At 52.7% G+C, this 21237-nt stretch carries 19 protein-coding genes; 10 read left to right on the top strand and 9 right to left on the bottom strand.

The window, feature by feature from the left end; all coding sequences use genetic code 11:
* Window positions 1–53: 53 nt before the first annotated feature.
* From V9K95_RS17215 to V9K95_RS17230, 4 genes are all read right to left on the bottom strand, one after another.
* On the bottom strand, window positions 54–1100 hold the full coding sequence (locus V9K95_RS17215) for an aldose epimerase family protein (protein WP_336441389.1): 1047 nt from the start codon (window positions 1098–1100) through the stop codon (window positions 54–56).
* A gap of 69 nt (window positions 1101–1169) precedes the next feature.
* Window positions 1170–1433 carry a hypothetical protein gene (locus tag V9K95_RS17220; protein ID WP_336441388.1) on the bottom strand — a complete coding sequence of 88 codons (264 nt, stop codon included), beginning with the start codon at window positions 1431–1433 and terminating at the stop codon, window positions 1170–1172.
* Window positions 1434–1545: 112 nt separating this feature from the next.
* On the bottom strand, window positions 1546–2943 hold the full coding sequence (locus V9K95_RS17225) for an L-fucose/L-arabinose isomerase family protein (RefSeq protein WP_336441387.1): 1398 nt from the start codon (window positions 2941–2943) through the stop codon (window positions 1546–1548).
* Between the two features lie 926 nt (window positions 2944–3869).
* Window positions 3870–4895, bottom strand: a complete 1026-nt coding sequence (locus V9K95_RS17230) for a substrate-binding domain-containing protein (RefSeq protein ID WP_115054898.1) — start codon at window positions 4893–4895, stop codon at window positions 3870–3872.
* A gap of 296 nt (window positions 4896–5191) precedes the next feature.
* Here V9K95_RS17230 and V9K95_RS17235 point away from each other — a divergent pair, with 296 nt between their 5' ends.
* From V9K95_RS17235 to V9K95_RS17245, 3 genes are all read left to right on the top strand, one after another.
* Window positions 5192–6097 (top strand): alpha/beta fold hydrolase, encoded by a 906-nt coding sequence (locus V9K95_RS17235; protein ID WP_442958573.1) that lies wholly within the window; start codon window positions 5192–5194, stop codon window positions 6095–6097.
* Window positions 6098–6207: 110 nt separating this feature from the next.
* On the top strand, window positions 6208–7197 hold the full coding sequence (locus V9K95_RS17240; RefSeq protein WP_115054896.1) for an AraC family transcriptional regulator: 990 nt from the start codon (window positions 6208–6210) through the stop codon (window positions 7195–7197).
* A 59-nt stretch (window positions 7198–7256) separates the two neighbouring features.
* Entirely contained in the window at window positions 7257–8465 is a 1209-nt protein-coding gene (locus V9K95_RS17245) for an MFS transporter (RefSeq protein WP_336441386.1), read from the top strand.
* Between the two features lie 147 nt (window positions 8466–8612).
* Here the strand turns inward: V9K95_RS17245 and V9K95_RS17250 are convergent, their stop codons facing one another.
* Window positions 8613–9047, bottom strand: a complete 435-nt coding sequence (locus V9K95_RS17250; RefSeq protein ID WP_336441385.1) for a winged helix-turn-helix transcriptional regulator — start codon at window positions 9045–9047, stop codon at window positions 8613–8615.
* A gap of 89 nt (window positions 9048–9136) precedes the next feature.
* Here V9K95_RS17250 and V9K95_RS17255 point away from each other — a divergent pair, with 89 nt between their 5' ends.
* The 7 genes from V9K95_RS17255 to V9K95_RS17285 all read left to right on the top strand — a co-directional run bounded on the left by V9K95_RS17255 (window position 9137) and on the right by V9K95_RS17285 (window position 16213).
* Complete coding sequence (locus V9K95_RS17255; protein WP_336441384.1) at window positions 9137–9952, top strand: oxidoreductase; 816 nt, start codon at window positions 9137–9139, stop codon at window positions 9950–9952.
* 31 nt (window positions 9953–9983) lie between these two features.
* Window positions 9984–10985 carry an NADP-dependent oxidoreductase gene (locus tag V9K95_RS17260; RefSeq protein ID WP_336441383.1) on the top strand — a complete coding sequence of 334 codons (1002 nt, stop codon included), beginning with the start codon at window positions 9984–9986 and terminating at the stop codon, window positions 10983–10985.
* A gap of 290 nt (window positions 10986–11275) precedes the next feature.
* Window positions 11276–12316, top strand: a complete 1041-nt coding sequence (locus V9K95_RS17265) for an ABC transporter substrate-binding protein (RefSeq protein WP_336441382.1) — start codon at window positions 11276–11278, stop codon at window positions 12314–12316.
* 87 nt (window positions 12317–12403) lie between these two features.
* Window positions 12404–13225, top strand: a complete 822-nt coding sequence (locus V9K95_RS17270) for an ABC transporter ATP-binding protein (protein ID WP_336441381.1) — start codon at window positions 12404–12406, stop codon at window positions 13223–13225.
* Window positions 13218–14120 (top strand): ABC transporter permease subunit, encoded by a 903-nt coding sequence (locus V9K95_RS17275; RefSeq protein ID WP_115054889.1) that lies wholly within the window; start codon window positions 13218–13220, stop codon window positions 14118–14120. The genes V9K95_RS17270 and V9K95_RS17275 overlap by 8 nt, the downstream gene beginning before the upstream one ends.
* 15 nt (window positions 14121–14135) lie before the next feature.
* Window positions 14136–15146, top strand: a complete 1011-nt coding sequence (locus V9K95_RS17280) for a C-terminal binding protein (RefSeq protein ID WP_336441380.1) — start codon at window positions 14136–14138, stop codon at window positions 15144–15146.
* On the top strand, window positions 15143–16213 hold the full coding sequence (locus tag V9K95_RS17285) for an LLM class flavin-dependent oxidoreductase (protein ID WP_336441379.1): 1071 nt from the start codon (window positions 15143–15145) through the stop codon (window positions 16211–16213). Before V9K95_RS17280 ends, V9K95_RS17285 begins: the two co-directional genes overlap by 4 nt.
* Window positions 16214–16370: 157 nt before the next feature.
* Here V9K95_RS17285 and V9K95_RS17290 read toward each other — a convergent pair whose 3' ends face one another.
* From V9K95_RS17290 to V9K95_RS17305, 4 genes are read right to left on the bottom strand one after another with little or no spacing between them, the layout of a single operon-like run.
* A complete protein-coding gene (locus V9K95_RS17290; RefSeq protein WP_115054886.1) occupies window positions 16371–17306 on the bottom strand; it encodes a transporter substrate-binding domain-containing protein in 936 nt (311 codons plus the stop codon).
* Window positions 17303–18364, bottom strand: coding sequence for an LLM class flavin-dependent oxidoreductase (locus tag V9K95_RS17295; protein WP_336441378.1), 1062 nt, complete (start codon window positions 18362–18364; stop codon window positions 17303–17305). Before V9K95_RS17295 ends, V9K95_RS17290 begins: the two co-directional genes overlap by 4 nt.
* Before the next feature lie 20 nt (window positions 18365–18384).
* Entirely contained in the window at window positions 18385–19317 is a 933-nt protein-coding gene (locus tag V9K95_RS17300; protein WP_336441377.1) for an ABC transporter substrate-binding protein, read from the bottom strand.
* Window positions 19318–19331: 14 nt separating this feature from the next.
* A complete protein-coding gene (locus V9K95_RS17305; protein WP_336441376.1) occupies window positions 19332–21131 on the bottom strand; it encodes an amino acid ABC transporter permease/ATP-binding protein in 1800 nt (599 codons plus the stop codon).
* Window positions 21132–21237 lie beyond the last annotated feature (106 nt).

Consider the following 21237-nt stretch of genomic DNA (forward strand, 5'->3'; position numbering starts at 1 on the left):
TGCTTTCACAACCTAGCGTCTCATGGCTTGGTCGAACGTCAGTTCATCGGCGGTTAAAATGTGCGAAATCTGTACTCCGTTACCTGTCGATAAGTTTCATTCGGCCGCAACACCGCGCCGACGAAATGACTTCGATTAGGGCTATCCGGGTAACGCTGCGGTTCCAGGCAGATACCGCAATGCCTTCCATAGCGAGCTCCATCGAGACCCACGGCCGGGCCATTGAACGCTTCGCCATCATATAATTGCAGGTGTGGCTCGGTCGTATAAACATCCATGGCCATGCGTGTCTTGGGCCCGGACAACGTTCCTGCATGTATCAGTTTTTTATCTGCGGAGACCGTCTCTCTTAGAACGAACCCCAGGTCGTAGTTGACCTTCTGTTGGTTTCGTAAAGGTCTTGGCTTGTGAAAATCAAAAGGCGTTCCATAAACCGAGCGTATCTCGCCGGTTGGAATTAGATCGTGATCAACTGGAGTGTAAAAGTCGGCTTCTGCTAAAAACTCATGATCAATTGCGCTTGGTACGGGAGCGTTTTTGAATCCAACTGGCAACTCAAGATTGAAGTAACCATGGCTGGCAAGATTACAGAGCGTTGGTGCGTCCGTCGTGGCAGTCAACTCGACTTCCAAGGTCCCGGGGTCCAACAATCGATAGACGCACTGAACATCCAGGTTGCCGGGGAAACCGGCATCACCATCCGGAGATTGAAGTGACATCGTTACCGATGACGCGTCGTGCGCCTCAAGCTTCCAAGGCCTGCGGCTAAAGCCTTGACCGTCACCACCGCCGTGTAGCGTATGCTTTCCATCTTGATTAAGTGGCAATTGATAGTCTTTGCCATCCAGTTCAAAACGGCCTTGTGCAATCCTGTTGGCAAAACGACCAGCGATTGTGCCGGCATGAGCAGTATCGGCGGTATAGTCGTCAATTGTATCAAAGCCGATGACAACCCGTTGTTTTCCCAGAGGCGTGGGGATGAGCAAATCGCGCACTGCGGCCCCCCATGTCAGGATCTTTGCCTCCACACCCCCATCCGAGCGTAGAGTGACCTCATGGATATCGACACCGTTGACTTGCCCAAAAATACGATCTTGCATTTGTTCTACCATCTAATTTGTGTTCGAAGAGTTCGCCGAACCGCAGGAAGTGCTGATTTGAACATGGGCTCAGCTCAAATATTTATTGGTGTCTGCATCGCTTTTCGGTAGCAAGCTACCATCGATCGAAGTTGCTTCCGATTCATGCAGCACCAAAGCTTGAATCGAGGCTGCGGCAATCGCATCGTCATCGTTATCGTTATCGTCATCGTCATCGTCATCGTCATCGTCATCGTCATCGTCAATGAACTCGTCCCATACGCCCGGATCTGCAACACCAACGTGCAAAAACCATCTTGCCGACTCCGTCGGCTTGTGGATCGTTGCTGTCATGCTACCCTCCATTATCAAGAACATTCCGATATTGGCGCTCAACACTTTTAAGAAGAAACCGGACGGGTGGACTGGCGCCGTCTCCCAACCACCTGCGTGGTTTTCAATTTTTTCATTCGTGGAGATGGAAATCCCAACCCAGATACTGACGTGAAGCGTCGATTATGGCCTCACTGACGGAAGAAAAATTCGCCGCCACATGATGCTCAAAGCCGTTTTCGCAAATATAACGCAGCAACTTTTGCATATTGGGAATTTCAACAACGCCAGCGCCACCAAACGTTTCCAGCGGATCATCGGTGAACTTTCCTTCTCCGACGTAACCACAAATGCGCCCGGATGTGTCATCCGTGCTCACACGAATATAGGTCATGTGCCCCGACTTTATTGAGCCGTCCACCGTTCCATAGGTATTGTCTTTGCCAACCGTCCCGGCAATGATTTCCTGAAAGTCCATTTTGTAGTTTTTAAAGAATTCTTTCGGCAGGTTGCTGCAATGGAAACACACGGCTTTATTAGCGTTCGTTCCATAGTTGTTGTTCCAGTCGAGAAGCGCGCTCGGCGTCCCGGACGCAAGTGCCAACATATGCATGCCTATGAGGCCACAGACATCAACTTCACATGCACTGGACATCAATTTGGAACTCATCAGGCTCATCATTGTGCAAGGCACGACGCCATAGTTTTCTTCCAATGACGTCCAACATTGAATTGCGCTGATTGAAACATCGACCTCCCGCATCCACTCTTCTGTCACCGCCGCAAGCTTGGCTTGTCTGAGGATGGCCGGATGAGGCACACCTTCAACTGTAATGTAGTTTTTGATCGCATTGACCTTGTCTGTGACGATCGAAGCGCCATCATCAAGGCGAGACACCCGCCCCAAAATCTCTGAAAGATCGAGCGTGATGACCGAAATTCCGGCCGCCTCGAGAAGTTTCTCGCTGTAACGAACTGTATTGAAGGCTTGTGGCCGTGCGCCGATTGCGCCTATCCGCAAGCCCCGCAAACCACCAACAATACGGCAGGTCGCCGAAAAACGCGCAAGATCATCTTGAAACTCATCGCTGAGCGGGTCAACACAGTGGGATTTGGTGAGAGAATAGCGAATGCCGTACTGTCGCAGATTATTACAGGCCGACATCTTTCCGCAAAAGCTGTCGCGGCGCCACTGGATCGACATTTTTTTCGGATCATCTGGGGTGGCCTGGATTAAGGTAGGAACCTTCAGTCCCGACAGGCGGATGGTGTCGGCGATTGGCCGCTCTTCCCCGAAGTTCGGAAGCGTGACGATTATTCCATCAATATCATCACCATGCTTCTTGAACAAAGCTGCGCATTTTCTAGCATCTTCAAATGACTGCACGGCACCATGCTGGGTGTCTTCGAGGCCAAGGACGATGCTCTTATGGCCAGCCTTTTCAACAGCACTGATCATATGATCACGACCTGTAGCCGCAAGGTGACCTGGGAAAAATCCCCGGCTTCCAACTACAATACCAAACGTCATTGACATTACTTCTGCTACCTTCCTGGTTTTCATGCGCATCAGCAATTCATATTGGGTACTGGTGCGCAGTTCGAATGGCTGTCAGCGGCATGTGAGTGCGGGAGAATCCGTCACTCACCTCGCTCGGTGACCGCCTTTAAACATTTAAGATTGTCTCCGGCTCACATCCCAGGACGGCGTCCGAACGTTTCCCTAGCGTTTTCAACAGTCAGATTGTTGTTCGTCAGCATTGCAATTATCTTAACCATCACTTCCTCCCACGATATACAAATTGCATGATTTTAGAGAGCTGGTGCGACAATCACTGAACGCAAACAAAGCTTACTTTCGAACCCACACTGGACGTTGCCCGCTCATCACCAAGACGAGCAAGTGGAAAACCTGATTGCGCCGGTCCGTTGTTTTTTCAATCCACAAAATGATAATTTCGCTAACCGCACCAACCGCCGGCCCTCCTACAGCCCGGTACGGATTTCAGAGACACGGCTTTGTGCATCTGACTCCCAAGAAGCCTGATCGATTATCTCACAGCAGCAACATGCCGGAAGTCACACTCTCTCCTCAGAATGCGCTCTATCCTCCCTGACACGTCCAGCAAGATCAACCGAACGGCACCATATTGAGGTACGTACCTCTTTATATTTAACGCGTCAATCCCTTAGAGGCAGAAAGTCGTTTTATGTAAATGCCTCGCAAAGCTAACGATTGCGTTATTTTTCAACGTCAATTCGCTCAACCTGGGGTTATTTTGCCGTGGGGCAATGAAAATACCCTCAACTAATTTTAGGCTGTGAAGATAAGATTAGCCCTATTTGAGGTACGCCAGTCATACGTGCAAAGGACAGATGACGTAATGTATCCATCGCTGTTTGAAGAATGCGAGCTTCGTTCGGCTACTTCCTCAAGCGGTTTCTTGGCGATACCGTTCAGGACAAATTTTCATTTAGGTAAATTTCAATTCGAATGGTTTCCTGGCCGGCAAGCAAAGGTGTTTTATCAATGCGTGCTTTCAATATACGTAGAGCGCTGCGCACCTCATGACCGGCATCTTGATGAATGATGGCATCCACAATGCCAGCATTAAGGGCACGTCGTGTGTGCTCCGTCAATTCATGGGCAACAACCACGCGCTCCTTGCTAGCCCCGTTCTTTGACAAAACCTCAATGAGACCGCGATTGCCCGCGCCCATATTATATACGCCGACGACATCACTATGCATCCTCAGGCATTCACTAAGATATTTTTGGACCAGTTGGCTGTCATCCTTGCCCTCGATTACCGGCAAGCATTCCAAACGCGTATAATCGCTACGAATGACCTGCTCAAATCCCATGCGGCGTTCCACGTGATCCCGAACCAGCATTGACCCCGCAACCAGCGCAATCTTTCCCGACTTTTCACCTAAAAAATTGCCCATGAGTCTGGCAGCAGTGCGTCCAGCTGCAACATTGTCAATGCCAACATACGCATCACACTGGAAAGAAGGTACATCTGAAACAAGTGTAACGACTGGAACGTTGTTCCGGCGCAACCGGGCCAGCGCATCTCTTACAGCCACAGCTTCCGTTGCAACAACCGCCACGCCGGAGTAACGAGCGGGGTCCAGGCCATCCAGCGTAGCCGCCAGTGCCCGCCCATCAAAAGGGGGGACTTTATAAATCGAAATCTCCGTACGATCATTTGCTGAATGTTGCTTTACTGCTTCGATTTCGGCCTCCAATCCCCGCATGAAGCTGTTAGCTCCCTCTGGTATTACAAACGCGAAGCGATAAATCTGCCGCTTTGCCAAGTTCGCAGCAGAGACGTCTCTGATATAACCGAGCTTCGAAATCGCAGCTTCAACTTTTGCAATCGTTTTCTCGCGCACCCCAGGGCGTTGATTAAGCACTCTATCAACTGAAGCAAGGCTGACACCGGCCTGTCTCGCCACATCCTGCACTGTAGGTCGCACGTTTAACCATCCCGTTCCGAAAACAAATTTAAGCTAACTCAATAGCGCCGACGAACGATATCCGGAAGGCCAAAGAAGCGCTTTGCCTTACTCTTTTGCTGGCACCATCGATCATCGGTTTGTGGGTGGAAAAGTTGGTCTGGTCCCGTTTACACTGCGGTGGCAATTTTACTGGGCACATTGAGCTTAATGTCTCATAAACAGCTCCCGTGGATGCCAACTATACGGGTATTAAATCAGCGATCTGACGTGTTGCACGGCACTTAACGGAACCCCAACCATTTATTGACGTTTAAATGGTCCAGGTTTGGGAAATTGATATGCAGCATAACGCAGTTATACACCGATATGCCGAAATTGGCGGGCACAGAATTTTCTTGCGTGAAGCGGGACCGGCAGATGCTCCAGCCTTGCTGCTTCCGCACGGTTATCCTTGTTCATCCTATCAGTTTCGACGACTGATGCCAGCCCTGTCCGATCAGTGGCGAACGATAGCTTTCGACTGGCCCGGATTCGGTTATAGCCATACACCGGAACCTTCTTCATTTGGGTATGATTTCGATGCATATGCCGAGGTTCTTGAACAGGTAGCCGATGCTCTTAACCTGCGCCGCTATACCTTGTGGCTTCACGATTACGGATCGCAGATCGGCCTACGGCACGCGATCGCGCATCCCGAAAGGATAGCAGCCCTTATCATTCAAAACGGCGACATTTACGAAGACGTTTTGGGACCAAAATACTCGACAATAAAAGCCTGGTGGAATGACAAATCTGCCGAAAACCACCGCGCACTCGAAGAAGCCGTCAGTGAAGAAGGCTTTCAAAAAGAGTTTATTGGCGAAGTGTCAAAGGAGGTGGGCGCGAAAGTGCCGCCGGACCTTTGGAAACTGCACTGGCCGTTAATGGACACGCCCGTTCGCAGGGCTGTGTCGGTCGCGCTTATGGAGAAGCTGGAGCATAATCTGGAGTGGTTTCCACGTTACCAAGCTTATCTGCGTGAATACCAACCCCCTACCCTGATTGTCTGGGGACCACAGGACGGATACATGCCCAAGGAGTCTTGCCTGGCCTATCAACGCGATTTACCGAACGCTGAACTGCATCTCATCGACAACGCCGGTCACTGGCTGCTCGAGACACATCTGGACGAAGCGATTCCACTTGTCCGTGACTTTCTTTCGCGCGTATCTCTACAATAGGCGGATTAGACAAATTAAGTTGGTCCACAGCACTTAATGGCGAAGTGGGTCAACGGAGTGTGCTCGCAAACCCACTTGTCTTCCGGACGTTCGGCATATATATCAATTGAATGCTTGATTATCCGTCCCGACCACCTTCACCATCGCATATCCCCATGGATGCGCTGAGCGAAGTCTTGCAGGATTTCCGCTTGAGTGGCGTAAACTACGGTCGCTGTGAACTACGGCACCCATGGAGCATCGCTTTTCCGCAGCAGCCCCTGCTCCGCTTTCACTTTGTCAGCCAAGGTCCGTGCTGGATCCACACGGAAGAGCAAGGCTGGCAGGAGTTGCACGATGGCGATCTGGTGCTGCTGCCACAAGGCATCGCCCATCGGCTGGCCAGCGCGCCAAATGTGATGGGTGACTCGCTTAAGGGTTGTCAGGTAACCAAGTTGGGCAGCAATGTCTGCGAAGTGGTGCGGGAAGGAACAGGCGCGACGAGTACCCTTTTTTGCGGGTCCATGACTTTGGGCGCCTGTGCGCTTAGTCCCTTGATCAGTTTGATGCCACCAATCATCAAGGGGTGCGACGTGGCCGGCAATGACCCTATTGTCGGTCCTTTACTCGCAGCTATGACAGTGGAGGCCACACAACCACAGATGGGTAGCGCCACTATCTTATCGCGCATGGCAGACTTGTTAACTGCTAGACTTATTCGCTGCTGGGTCAACTGTACGGGTGCATCGACAACGGGTTGGCTTGCCGCCATTCGCGACCCCCACATTGGCCGCGTTCTGGCGGCGATGCACAGAAACCCCGGTCATAACTGGACGTTGGAGAGTCTCGCAGGCTTGGCGGGGCAATCACGTTCAATATTCGCTGAGCGCTTCAGCGCTGTCTTGGGCGAAGGCGCCGCGCATTATCTCGCTCGCCTGCGCATGCAGCTTGCCGGCGAATTACTCGCGCAAAATGGTATGTCGGTTGCCGAGGTCGCTACTCGCTTGGGCTACGAATCAGAAGCCTCCTTTGCTCGCGCGTTCAAGCGCATCACCAATGTCTCACCCGGCATTGTGCGTCGCACAATTTCCGGACGAATGGACATGGATTTCGGATTTTAGGATACATATCATCCGAAAGAAATTGGCTATTAGTATCTCCAAACATTGGAGATACTTTAATGACAGACACAACATTACAGTTTGAACGCTCAGCGATAGATATTGATAGCGCTGCGCCAACTGCCTGGACCCCAGCAACTTGGTTTGCGGTTCTTTCCATGGCGGCAACCAGCTTTGCATTGGTGTCAGCTGAGTTTCTGCCAGCGGGTCTTTTGACGCCGATGGCGCGCGATCTTGGCATCAGTGAGGGGACTGCCGGTCAGGTCGTTACAGCAACTGCTTCCGTTGGCGCTGTGACTGCCTTGTTGAGCAATGTTCTCATTGGACGCCTGAATCGCAAGACCGTCTTGGTGGGCCTTAGCGCCCTTGCAATTGGCTCCAATATCCTTGCAGCGGCAGCAACCGATTTTTGGCTCCTATTGCTCGGCAGAGCTGGCCTAGGCATCGCCCTTAGCGCGTTCTGGGCGCTTTCAGTTGCTGTTGTTGCCAGATTGGTGGGGGCCAATGCAACAGGTCGAGGTATGGCTATTGTCACCCTCGGCGTGTCGCTCGCTACGATTGCCGCACCGTCAATGGGGGCGATAATCAGCGATTGGATAGGCTGGCGCAGCGCCATGGCCATGACAGCGGGGCTTGCCGCGATTGCCATGTTGATGCAGTTTCTAAGCCTGCCAACGCTGCCTGCCAGCACAAGCAACAGTCTTGCGGATGTCTTTCGGTTGACACGGCGACGCGGCATTCAACTCGGCATGCTTGCTATCCTGCTGCTCATGACAGGACATTTTGCTGGCTCGGTCTATGTGCGCCCATTCCTTGAGCAGGTAACCCTCCTTGCAACCGGTCCGATCGCCCTGGCACTACTTGGATTTGGCATCGCCGCTGTTGTCGGTAACATTGTTGGCGGTCGCCTGGCAGATACCAATATCCGCATGGCGCTCGTCGTCACTGCCGCTTTAATGGCGTTTGCGGCACTCGCTTTGGTGCTTTGGGGAGTGCATATCGGTGTTGCCTTTGGCTTTGCTACGCTTTGGGGCCTGGCCTTCGGCATGGCGCCAGTGGTGTTGCCAACCAATCTATCTCGCGCAGCACCCGACGCGTTGGAGGCAGCAGGCAGTCTGATGGTTACCTCGTTCCAGGTCGCCATCACTATTGGCGCTGTTGCCGGCGGCTATGTCGTGGACACCTATGGCGCAACCGGCCCGTTGACCCTTACCGCCATCCTTGCCGCTTCGACCGTTCTGCTGGCGCTATTGCAGCCCCGCGACTGATCCTTGCACCGGGGTGGCAGGAACAAACTGATATAATACAAGGCAGCAAACGAATGCTGTCTTGTATTACTATTTGCAGTCCACGGACGCATACAGCCACTCCATGCAAACTGGACGATGTCTGGAGACTGCTTTATCCGCATACAATCATTTCCCCGGAAGCTCGATCCGGATAGGGCGTGTACCGAGCGGAGCACCTGTTCCTCGATCAATAGTGAGGGGATCAATTTCTGTCCCAGTCTCCGCATCGAAGAAGCGGGTCACCTCGCCCCCGCCGCGGTATTTGCGGCCCCATGCGCCAATTGCGAACAGCACCGGAAGAAAGTCACGTCCGGCTTCCGTCAGCACATATTCGTCTCGTGGCGGTCGTTCCAGGTAGCGGCGTTTTTCTAACAACCCTTCGTCGGTGAGGGCTGAAAGCCGTGCAGTCAGCATCGTTGGAGCGATGCCAAGACTCTTGCGAAACTCGTCGAAGCGCGTGAGGCCAATATGGGCATCCCGCAGGATGAGCATACTCCAGGCATCCCCCATAAGGGCGAGGCTGCGAGCTATAAGACATGGCTGGTCTGAAAGTTTTTTCATGTTAGTATCTTTTTGATAGTGACTTACTACTAAATTCATAGTAACTGAATGCTCATTGATGTTCCATAGCAAAATGAAGGCTGAAGAAAATGAGCAAAATAGAGCACCGGGTTGCCCTTGTTACAGGTGCTTCCTCCGGCATTGGCCTGGTGACAGCCCAAGCGCTACGGCGCGATGGCTATCACGTGTTCGGGACCAGTCGAAAACCCATGCCGAACACGCCGGATGGCATTACAATGCTGATTTGCGATGTAACGGATGATTCATCGGTGCAGACACTTGTAGACGAGGTCCTCAGTCGCACTGGTCAGATTGACCTCCTGGTCAACAATGCCGGGATCGGATTGCTCGGTGGGGCTGAAGAATCTTCTGTCACTCAGGCAAAGTCTGTGTTCGATGTGAACGTGTTCGGCGTGCTACGTATGACAAATGCCGTTCTGCCCATTATGCGACGCCAGGGCAAAGGGCGGATTATCAATCTGAGCTCTATACTTGGACTTATTCCAGCGCCCTATAATGCTCTTTATTCATCCACCAAACACGCTATTGAGGGCTATTCGGAATCGCTCGATCACGAAATTCGAACACAAGGTATCCGCGTTGTTCTTGTGGAGCCGGGGGTCACTCGCACGTCTTTCGAAGAAAACATTACCCGGCCAGACCAGCCACTTCCCGTTTATGATACTATCCGTGCTTACGCCGAAAAATTGATGCGCGAAATCATCGAGAAGGGTGATGCACCAGAGAGCGTCGCAGCAGCAGTTGTGAGCGCCGCCAATGCCGTATCGCCCAAAAGACGCTATATTGTTGGTAAGGCTGCGCGACAGGTTCGCTTTATACGCCGCTTCCTGCCGGAGTCGTTCGTTGACAAAAACTTGCGGAAATTCAATCGACTTCCAGCTTGAATTTCAGCCGCACTGAAGAAAGCTATTTTCTATGAAATCGTTTGTTGCCGATCAATACGCAAAGGGCGGCGCCCTACGGTTCACCGATAGTCCGATGCCGGAACTGCGGGACAATGATGTGATGGTGGAAATCCATGCCGCCAGTGTGAATGTTCTGGATAGTAAAATTCGTGATGGCGAGTTCAAGCTTATTTTGCCATATCGCCTCCCGCTGATCTTAGGCAACGATGTGGCGGGCGTGGTAACCCGAGTGGGGCCGAAAGTTCGCCACTTCAAGCCTGGAGATGAGGTCTATGCACGACCAGCACAGGATCGCATCGGAACATTTGCGCAATATATTGCCGTCAATGAGTTAGATTTGGCAATAAAGCCGAATAATCTGACAATGGAGGAGGCTGCGTCCGTTCCACTCGTCGCCTTGACGGCATGGCAGGTGCTTGTCGAGCGCGCTAATTTACAAAAGGGTCAGAAAGTCCTGATCCATGCAGGCTCCGGCGGCGTGGGTACGATCGCCATTCAACTTGCCAAACATCTCGGAGCATATGTGGCAACAACCACAAGCACGGCAAACATTGATCTCGTCAAAAGTCTCGGCGCGGATGCCGTGGTCGATTATAAGAAGGATAAATTCGAGGACGTGTTGCACGGATTTGACGTCGTCCTAAACAGTCTTGGTAAAGACACGCTGGAAAACTCCCTCCGAGTATTGAAACCAGGAGGAAAACTGATCTCGATTTCGGGTCCGCCTGATCCAAATTTCGCAAAACAAAATGGGCTCAGCTGGCCGCTTCAACAAATCACGCGCCTCCTGAGTTTCGGCATTCGCAGGAAAGCGAAACGTCGAAACATAAGCTATTCTTTCCTTTTCATGACCGCCAATGGCGAGCAACTCAGTCAGATTACCGCATTGATTGAGGCAAATGTCATTCGCCCTGTTGTGGATCAAGTCTTCCCGTTTGAGAAAACCAACGAGGCACTGGCTTATGTCGAGACAGGCCGGGCAAAGGGCAAGGTAATTATTGCTATGAAGTGACCGTTAGAAGGCGGTGGGTCCAATATAAGATGCAGAGGCACCATAGCGCTCCTAAACGGTGCTCAATAGCATGACCACATGAATGTTGCAGTGGTCAGCAATGTGCCTTTGTACGGCGCGGCAAGTACATTCTTCGAATTTTCGACGGTGCCGAGCGATTCTGATCTCTTTTTGCGCGCCAGAATAGAACGCAGTTGTGTTGATCGGTTTGGTGGTTGTCCTTAGCCTGTCCCCATCATGCAAGAGAAGCAGAAAGCTTCACCGCAGTCCCTTCGCTCGATGGAGAATTCATGAAGGCCCTTAGCTTTGCGACATTGAGCAACCAATTTAAGCGTCAAAGAGCTCTCGGTGCGGCATTCGGTATTGTTGCCATGCTGTTGGCGGGGCAGGCTGCTGCCGAAGGCTCCATCAGGATCGCCCAGCAGTTCGGAATAGCCTATCTGATCCTGGATGTCGTTCGCGACCAGGCTTTGATTGAAAAGCACGGAAAGCAAGCTGGTGTTGATATCAAGGTTGAATGGGCAAGCATTTCTGGTGCAACCGCAATGAATGAGGCACTGCTCGCCAACAATCTGGATATTGTGTCAGCAGGAGTTCCACCGGCATTGACAATGTGGGACCGGACCAAGGGTAAGCAGGACGTCAAGCTGGTCGCCGCGCTCGGCTCATTACCGAACTACTTGCTAACGACTAACCCGGATGTCCACGAACTCAAAGATTTCAGCGATAAGGATAGGATAGCCGTGCCTGCTGCCGGCACGGGTTTTCAGTCGCGAACGCTACAAATCGAGGCAGCCAAGATCTTCGGCGCCGACAATTTCCAAAAGCTTGATGAAATTTCCGTCAGCTTACCGCACCCCGACGCGACCGCAGCGCTAATCTCGGGCGGCACCGAAGTGAATTCTCATTTTTCCTCTGCACCGTTTTATTATCAAGCCTTGCAGGCAAATAAAGCGGTACATAAGGTCATTAGTTCCTACGACATTTTAGGCGGATCAGCGACCTTCAACGTGCTTTATGCCAGTTCAGCATTCCATAACGACAATCCCAAAACCTATGCTGCCTTCTATGCCGCTCTGCGCGAAGCGTCGGACTGGATCAATGCAAACAAGCAAGAGGCTGCACAGACGTTTATCCGTCAGCAGGGTTCCAAGCTCTCCCCTGAATTGATTTTAGAAATCATCAACGATCCTGAAAATGATTTCACCATCGTCCCCCAGAACACCTTCGTTTATGCGACGGAGCTTCATAAGCTTGGCGTCCTGAAAAACAAAGCTAATTCCTGGCAGGATTATTTCTTCCCAGAGGCCGCTGGTGAGAACGGCAGTTGAGTGAGCTTAACATCCCGGCGCAGAAAGCAGATCGCTCAAGCGATCTGCTTTTGAGTCGTGAATCAGATGGAATTGAGAATGGACGGCATGACTGAATTTGCTCCGGAGAATTTCGGGCCGCCCGCTCCGCCCCTTCTTTCGGTCGAGAACGTCACCCTCGAGTATAAGACGCCGGGTCGTGTGGTGCGTGCAACGCAAAATGTCAGCTTCGACGTGTGGGAAGCAGACCGTTTTATCCTGCTTGGAGCCTCCGGTTGTGGAAAATCCACCCTTTTAAAGGCTGTTGGCGGGTTCATTGCGCCGCGCAAGGGTCGGATAGTGTTGGATGGACGCACGATCCAGGGTCCGGGCCCAGACCGTGTTGTTGTTTTCCAGGAGTTTGATCAATTGCCTCCATGGAAAACCGTCCGCGAGAACGTTGCGTTCCCGATGCGAGCGTCGGGGCGGGTCGGTCGCAAGGAAGCTGCCGAGCGCGCCGAGCACTATATCGAAAAAGTAGGCCTGAGCCGTTTCGCTGATGCCTATCCTAATACACTTTCGGGTGGCATGAAACAGCGAGTAGCCATTGCCCGCGCGCTAGCCATGGAGCCGCGTGTCCTACTGATGGACGAACCATTCGCAGCACTGGATGCGCTCACCCGGCGAAAGATGCAGGAGGAACTTCTGGCGTTATGGGAAGAAGTTCGCTTCACACTGCTCTTTGTGACGCATTCCATCGAAGAAGCCTTGGTGGTTGGAAATCGGATCGCGCTTTTGTCGCCACATCCTGGGCGGATGAGAGCCGAGATCAACAGCCATGAATGGGATCTCAGCAGCGGTGGAAGCTCGCAATTTCAGGCAGCCGCAAATCATATTCACCGACTTCTTTTCGAAGAGGCCGTCGCCGTCCATGGAGCAAATGATGAGTAAAATCCTGAGCTCCGGCAGCAAAACAAACCCGCGCATAACCCCGCCGGTTCGACCGGAATACGAGCTCCCGCTCGAGCCCCTTGCCCATGCCACGAGCGGGGAAGGGTTGCCCGTATATAACCGCCTTTGGCAACACACCTGGATAAGGAAAGGCCTGATCCTGTTTTGTCTTGCCTTGCTATGGGAAATCGCTGCCAGACTTCAGGGCAACGAGTTGCTGCTGCCGCCGTTCTCCGCGGCGGTCAAGGCGCTCGTCGATGACGTTGCCAGCGGCGTCATTCCAAGCCGAGCTTTTAATTCACTGGATGTTCTGGTCAAGGGCTATGCTATCGGTGTCGTTCTGGCTTTCGTGCTCACCTCGCTTGCCGTTTCCACCCAGATCGGACGTGACCTGCTGTCTACCCTCACCTCCATGCTCAATCCATTACCACCGATAGCCTTGCTGCCATTGGCGCTGCTGTGGTTCGGACTAGGCCAAGGAAGCCTCGTCTTTGTGTTGATCCATTCGGTGCTCTGGCCGCTGGCGCTTAACATGTATACCGGCTTCACCGGCGTGCCGGAAACCTTGCGGATGACCGGCCGCAATTATGGGCTGCGTGGCTTGCGATATGTGCTTTTGATCCTCGTACCAGCCGCTCTTCCATCCATCATTGCAGGACTCAAAATCGGCTGGGCTTTCGCTTGGCGCACCCTTATCGCAGCGGAGTTGGTCTTTGGTGCATCCTCCGGTAAGGGCGGGCTGGGCTGGTATATTTTCCAGAACCGCAACGAACTTTACACCGACCGTGTCTTTGCCGGACTGATTACGGTTATTCTTTTTGGCCTTCTGGTCGAAAACGTCCTGTTTCGTCAGCTCGAGCAACGTACGGTGACAAAATGGGGAATGGCGCGCTAGTGCCAACGGGACAAAATGGCAGATCGCAAGAAATACGTGGTTGGAATAACCGACCACATGATCGGCATGCCCGATCTTGAAGCGGAAGTGCTTGGCGATGATGTCGAGATAGACTTTTTCGCCAGCACAGATGAGACGGCATTCGCTCCTGATCGCCTAAAAAGACTCGACGCGCTCATGGTTTGGGGTGCCCGGATCGGACCAAAAACCATAGTTCATCTGTCCAGCTGTAAGGGCGTGGTACGCTATGGCGTCGGCTATGAGAAGATCGACCTTGCCACTCTGTCCGGCGCTGGCATTCCATTTGCCAACAACCCAGACTATGGCACAGAAGAAGTGGCCGATCATGCACTGGCGATGATTTTATCGCTGCACCGCCGGCTTTGGCAACATGATGCTCTCGCTCGCGGATATAGGTCTGGATGGCAGATTCATAGCCTGAAGCCACTTTCCCGTTCGAACCAGTCAACGGTCGGTGTGGTCGGCGTGGGCAGGATCGGCACAGCAGTGATCAACCGCTTAAAACCCTTCGGCTTTCGGATTCTCGGCTATGATCCTATCCAGCCGCCAGGGCATGAAAAAGCAATAGGCTATGAGCGCACAGAAGAATTAAACGAGCTTCTTGCCCGATCGGATATTGTCACTTTGCATTGTCCAGCAAACAAAGAGACGCGCGGCATGATGAACGCCGATGGACTGGCGAAGCTGAAGTCCGGAGCTATTATCGTCAATACCGCGCGCGGTGAGCTGATCGAAGATCTTGATGCGCTTGAGGCTGCTCTGCGGAGCGGGCACCTCGCCGCCGCCGGAATCGATACGCTGGTCAAGGAGCCCCCCGGCGACCATCCGTTGCTGGCCGCATGGCGTAATCGCGAGGACTGGCTTGCGGGACGGCTGGTGATCACCCCGCACAATGCCTTTTATTCCGATCATGCAGCCGCTGAGATGCGCCGCAATGCAGCCAGAACGGTTAGAATACTCCTCGATGAGGGCAAACTTCGAAATCAGGTAGCAGACAAATCATGAGCAGCCATTCCGAATTTCTCTGGTACATTCCAAACGACATCAAAGCTGGTCACCGCGGCGACGCCGCTGGCGAAAATCACAATAGTCTGGACACACTCACGACACAGGCGAAAGCTCTGGAAGAGCATGGCTGGAAAGGGGCGCTGATCGGCACTGGTTGGGGCCGCCCCGATACTTTTACCATCGCGACCGCGCTTGTCGCCCGCACGACTTCCTTTGAACCACTGATTGCGGTTCGGCCTGGCTACTGGAAACCTGCAAATTTCGCCTCCGCTGCGGCTACGCTCGATCACTTGAGCGGTGGGCGCCTACGCGTCAATGTCGTTTCCGGACCAGATCAGCTTGCTGCCTATGGCGATCAGGAAGGTAAGCAGGTGCAGCGTTATGCCCGAACCAAAGAATTCATGCGGCTGATCCGCAGACTGTGGACAGAAGAAGACGTCACCTTCAGTGGCGAGCATTTCCAGGTCGCAAATTCAACTGTTGTGCCGCGGCTTGTGCCGGTCGGTGATCGCCTTCACCCCCAGCTCTATTTTGGAGGCGCTTCAGAGGCGGCTGAACGCGTCGCGGCAACCGAAGCCGATGTGCAACTTTTCTGGGGTGAACCATTGGATGGCGTACGGCAACGGATCGAGCGCCTGAAGGCCCTGAGTAAAACCCTTGATCGCGACTTACAACCATTGGAATTCGGACTGAGGATCACGACCCTTGTCCGTGATACAACTGAACAGGCTTGGGCGGACGCCGAAGCGAAGGTCGCTAAAATGGCTGAAGGCGCCGCAGGAAGCTGGCAGGATCACAGACATGGGGTTGCTGTCGGCCAACAACGCCTTCTGGATCTGGCAAGGCAAGGTGATGTGCTGGATGACAATCTCTATACAGCGCCAGGAAAATTTGGTGGCGGTGGTGCGGGAACTACATGGCTGGTTGGATCAGCCGCGGATGTTGCGCGCTCACTGCGCAAATATGAAGAGCTTGGCATCACTCACTTCGTGCTTTCAGACACGCCTTATCTCACGGAAATACAACGACAGGGGAGTCAGCTACTGCCTCTTCTTCTACCGTAAAAACTTTCCAGAAGCAGAACTATGCTTTCCGACCACGGCTGCGCGCGCAATAGACCTTCCGTGTTCGCTAAGCAGAGCTCTCAAGGGACTTGATACAATGCGTCGAAGGAACATCCCGTGCGTTCGACGCAAAGGGTATTGGGTTTAAATTTTTGGTTCAGCTATTAGGCAGTCCGGGAGGATTTGTTGCCGCTTTATCGATGGCTTCTGAACCGAGATTCCAGCGATCAAGAACTTGTTTATATTTGCCGTTCGCAATCAAGTCATTTAGCGCCTGTGTGATACCTTCAGCTGCCCCGCTTCCTTTGCGCGTTGTTACGGCAACTTCAGCGGTAATTGGCCAGCCTCCGCTTACAGTACCCACAAGTTTGGTTTTTCCATTGACCTTGGCCTTATAAGCCTGAGTTGCATTCACGCTGAATACAGCATCAGCCCGTCCCGATTCAATGGCGAGATATTTTACCGCCTCGTCATCGTAATACTGAACCTCGATAGGCTTCAACCCGTTATCGACATTCTGCTTATCCCAAGCCAACAGGATTTTCTCCTGATTGGTGCCCGGATCGGTTATAATTTTTAGACCGGCAATGTCCTTCGGCTCCTTGATCGAAGTGATTAATCCGGATGATTTTACGTAAAACCCGAGTTCATCCTTGCGATAGGTGGAGAAATCAAACTTCTCCTTGCGCTGTTCCGTCACCGTCACATTGGAAATGACTGCATCGAACTTTCCAGATTGAAGACCAAGCGGCCAATCGGCCCAAGCGACTGGAACAAGCACGAGCTGGCGTCCAAGACTGTCGGCAACCAGTTGTGCGAGGTCAACGTCATATCCGACAACAGTCTTTGCATCAGTTGCATAGGTGCTGAGCGGAGGATTGCCCGGCGCAAGACCGATCGTTAGCTTTCCATCATCAATAAATTTGAAACTCTTCGATATTGCCTCAATGGCAGGGGCGCTTTTTTCGGCTCGCACCCGGTCCTTTTGTTCCGGACTAAGATCGAACCCGCCATCGGCTGCGTGCCCGGCCCCTGCCAGTACAGTAAGAAATATGCCTGCAAACGCAGCTGAAAAACCCGTTTTCCGTATCATGCCTGACCCCTTTGTACGTGCGTTGAATAATGATCGTTGTTGGATATCTTTTTCCAGCCGAGCTCCGGAGCAATGCGTGTTACGAAGTCGGAGAGAATTTGCTCATACTCATGCGTCTTGAATTCGTAGGGTAGTTCAAGGCGCAGTTCTTGAACCCCCGCGAGCACGGGGTCTTTGAAAAGCTGTTCCAAGATCTGGTCTGAAGTTCCGACCAGATCTCGAGGGAAAAGCGTTCGCCGTTCGCCTTGCGGCTTCAGAGTTCTCTGATGACGGCCAGCGGCATAAACCCTGTACTTCTCTCTTGTTTTGGTTTCGGCGCTGTCGGTAGGGACGATGACGCGACCCACAGAGATCCGTTGCTTGCCGGGACGTATCGCGCTGATTTTAAAAGTGTCCAGCTGGCGTGACTGAGCCTCGAAAAAGTTATCCGTGCCCTCCCCTGCCACCACATTGCTTAGCATGAGATTGAACCCGTTCTCGCCTGCCCAACCACTGGAGCGCAGCGACCCGCCGCCGTACCAGAGCCGGTCGATCAATCCCTTTGCATAGGGTTGGAGCCGCGGGCGCTGACGCCCGAACGGCGTCGCAATATATGTATCTGCTGGACCGAGAAATTCACCCCGAAGATGATTTGCAAAGCGTTTTACTCGCTCGTGGGACAGGTCGTAATCTTTCCAGTCACCATCAAATACCAAGGGAGCAAGCAGATCGGCATGGGCCGGTGCGCCAGCGCTTACGCCGATATTGAGGCGTCCGCGCGAAAGAACATCGACGGTCGAAAGGTCTTCCGCCAACCGGTATGGGCTTTCATATCCAATCTGGATGACGGCCGTTCCTATCTGAATCCGCTGTGTTCGCTGGCTTGCAGCTGCAAGAAATACGCCTGCAGAGGAAATCCCGTGTTCAAGATGGCGCTGGCGTACCCATGCACTGTCGAAACCCAGGCCTTCACCGGATGCAAGAAGCTTGAGCGTGTTCTCCAAACCCGGATAGGGATTGTTATCGTCATAATTTCCGGGCGTAAGAAAACCGATATGATTTATTGTGATATTGGACATGACGTGCTCCCGGCTGCGGTTCAGATTTTCGGCAAGCCTGGGGGATTGGTACGCGATCGTTCAAGCGCTTCAGGCGTCAATTGCCAGCGCTGCAGCAGCTGCGCATATTTTCCGTTATCAATCAGTTCATTGATAGCCGCGGTCAGGCTTTCAGCTATCCCACTTCCCTTGCGTGTCGTGATGGCGACATCCGCAACCAGTGGCCATCCTGCGTTCACCGTACCCACGAGCTTGATCTTCCCCTCACTCGCTGCACGAAAAGCCTGTGTTGCATTGGGATTGAATTCTGCATCGGCACGGCCAGACTGAATGGCAAGCGCACTGACAGCTTCGTCATCGTAATATTGCAATTGCGCCGGTTTCAGTCCTTTGGCGAGGTTTTGCTTGTCCCACTCGAGAAGGATTTTCTCCTGGATTGTGCCGGAACTTGTAATGATTCTAAGGCCCGCAATATCTTTCGGTTCTTTGATGGACGTTATGGAACTATCGGACTTGACATAGAATCCATGCAGGCCCTGCCGATAGGTTGAAAAATCGAACTTCTCCTTGCGCTGTTCAGTTACGCCCACATTCGAGATTACAGCGTCGAACTTGCCTGACTGCAGGCCAAGTGGCCAATCGGCCCACGCAACGGGAACGAGCTCTAATTTTTTGCCAAGCGTGTCCGAAACCAGAAGCGCAAGATCAGGGTCATAGCCGACGACAGTCTTCGCATCAGTTGCGTAGGTAGCAAGCGGTGGATTATCCACCGCAATGCCCACGGTGAAGGTGCCGTCCTCAACGAATTTAAAGCTTGCGGGTATCGCCGCAACGACCTTTTCACTCTTCTCGCCTCGTAATCGCCCTGGTTGTTCAGGACTGAGATCGAGTGCCCTTGCATAGGTCGACAATCCGATTGCCACGATAAGAGCGGGCAAAAGGAGGCGTGGCAGAAGGTTGGAGTACTGCTTCATATCGAAATCCCTGATTATAAAACTTTTGCAAGAAATTCGGCTGTCCGCGGGTTTGCGGGCCGATTGAGCACCTGATCAGGTGCTCCGGATTCGACGATTTTCCCGGCATCCATGAAAATCACTGTGTCTGCAACTTCACGAGCAAAACCGATCTCATGGGTAACAATGACCAAGGTCGTTCCTGAGAGCGCCAGTTCCTTGATCACATCAAGAACCTCGCCAACAAGTTCAGGATCGAGCGCTGATGTGGGCTCGTCGAACAGCAGCACTTTAGGGCGTAGGGCAAGTGCCCGCGCAATGGCCACACGCTGCTGCTGGCCCCCAGACAACTGCCTTGGATATGCATTGATCTTGTCGCTGAGACCAACACGGACAAGCAACTCGCGCGCGAGGTTGATCGCTTCGGGTCGGCTCAGGCGATTGAGGGATACCGGCGCTTCGATGATGTTTTCAAGGACGGTGAGGTGCGGAAAGAGATTGAAGCTCTGGAACACCATGCCGATATCGGCGCGGCGCTTGAGAATTTCCTTCTCCTTTAGCTCATAAAGTGTCCGGCCACTTTTGCGATAACCGACAAGTTCATCGTCCACGGTGATGAAGCCGTCATCCACACGCTCAAGGTGGTTGATCGTGCGTAGGAGCGTGGACTTGCCAGAGCCGGAAGGCCCTAGAATGGCGGTTACGCTTCCAGCCTTGATGTCCAACCGGACATTGTCCAGCACTTTCAACAGTCCGAAACTTTTGGACACACCATGTATCCTGATCGCTCCGGGCGCTCGCCACTGGGTAAACGATGATTTCGATGTACCAGCCTTCGGGACGGAGGTGCCGCTGAAAACTGCCGGGAACGAAGGGCGTGCGAGGATTGGCGCACCGAAAAGTCGGCGGAGCAGCGGTCCGAACAAAGGTGCAGGTGCGTTACGCAACGCGCCTTTGGAGAAATGACGCTCGATGTAATACTGCGCGATTGAGAGAACCGTCATGATGATCAGGTACCAGACAGTCGCAACCATCAGCAGCGGTACAACCTCTAGGTTACGGCGGTATATTACCTGTACGGTATAAAACAGTTCCGGCAGCGCGAGAACGTAGACCATGGACGTTCCTTTCGCCAAGCCGATGATCTCGTTGAAACCCGTAGGCAGAATTGTACGCATCGCCTGCGGAAGCACGATGCGGAAAGCTTGCCGTCGACGCGAGAGCCCGAGGGCAGCAGCGGCTTCCAATTGTCCCTGATCGACAGAAAGGATACCCCCACGGATGATCTCCGACGAGAACGCCGCCTGATTGAGACTGAGCCCTATGAGGGCCGCGGCAAATGGACTTAAGATTGAGACCATTGGATATTGGGCAAAGCTGATATCCGTGTAAGGGACACCAATTCTTACGGTTTCGTAGAGGTAACCGAGATTATTGAGGATCAGCAGCAGCACGATGAGAGGGATGGACCGCAACAACCAGATATATGCCCAGGAAAGACCGGATAGCAGGGGCGATTTTGATACACGCGCTAACGCCAGTGCAGTACCAAGAGCAAAGCCGAGAACAGATGCCAATGCAGTGAGCAGCAATGTTCTCACTAAACCCGCAAGCACTGGTTCCGCAAAGAACCATTCGGCAAAGACATCCCACCCCCATTTCGAGTTGGTCAGTATTGATTGCAGCATCGCGATAATCACGAATGCTGCAAAAAGTGTTCCAAAGAAACGGGTCGGATATTTCGCCTTTACAATTTTATAGTGATTGTAATCTTCGCCAGAGCTTGGAGTTAATTTCAAGGAATTAGCGCTAGAATAGTCTGTCGCGATCGCCATATGGTTGCGTTCCTCTTAAAACCACTTTTGCCGAGAATCCAACACGATAAGAATATTTCGATCGGATTATTTTTTACTCGACTGATTTAGTAGTTTTTAGAGATTA

The organism is Phyllobacterium sp. CCNWLW183 (genome assembly GCF_037203775.1).
GTDB classification, from domain to species: Bacteria; Pseudomonadota; Alphaproteobacteria; order Rhizobiales; family Rhizobiaceae; genus Phyllobacterium; species Phyllobacterium ifriqiyense.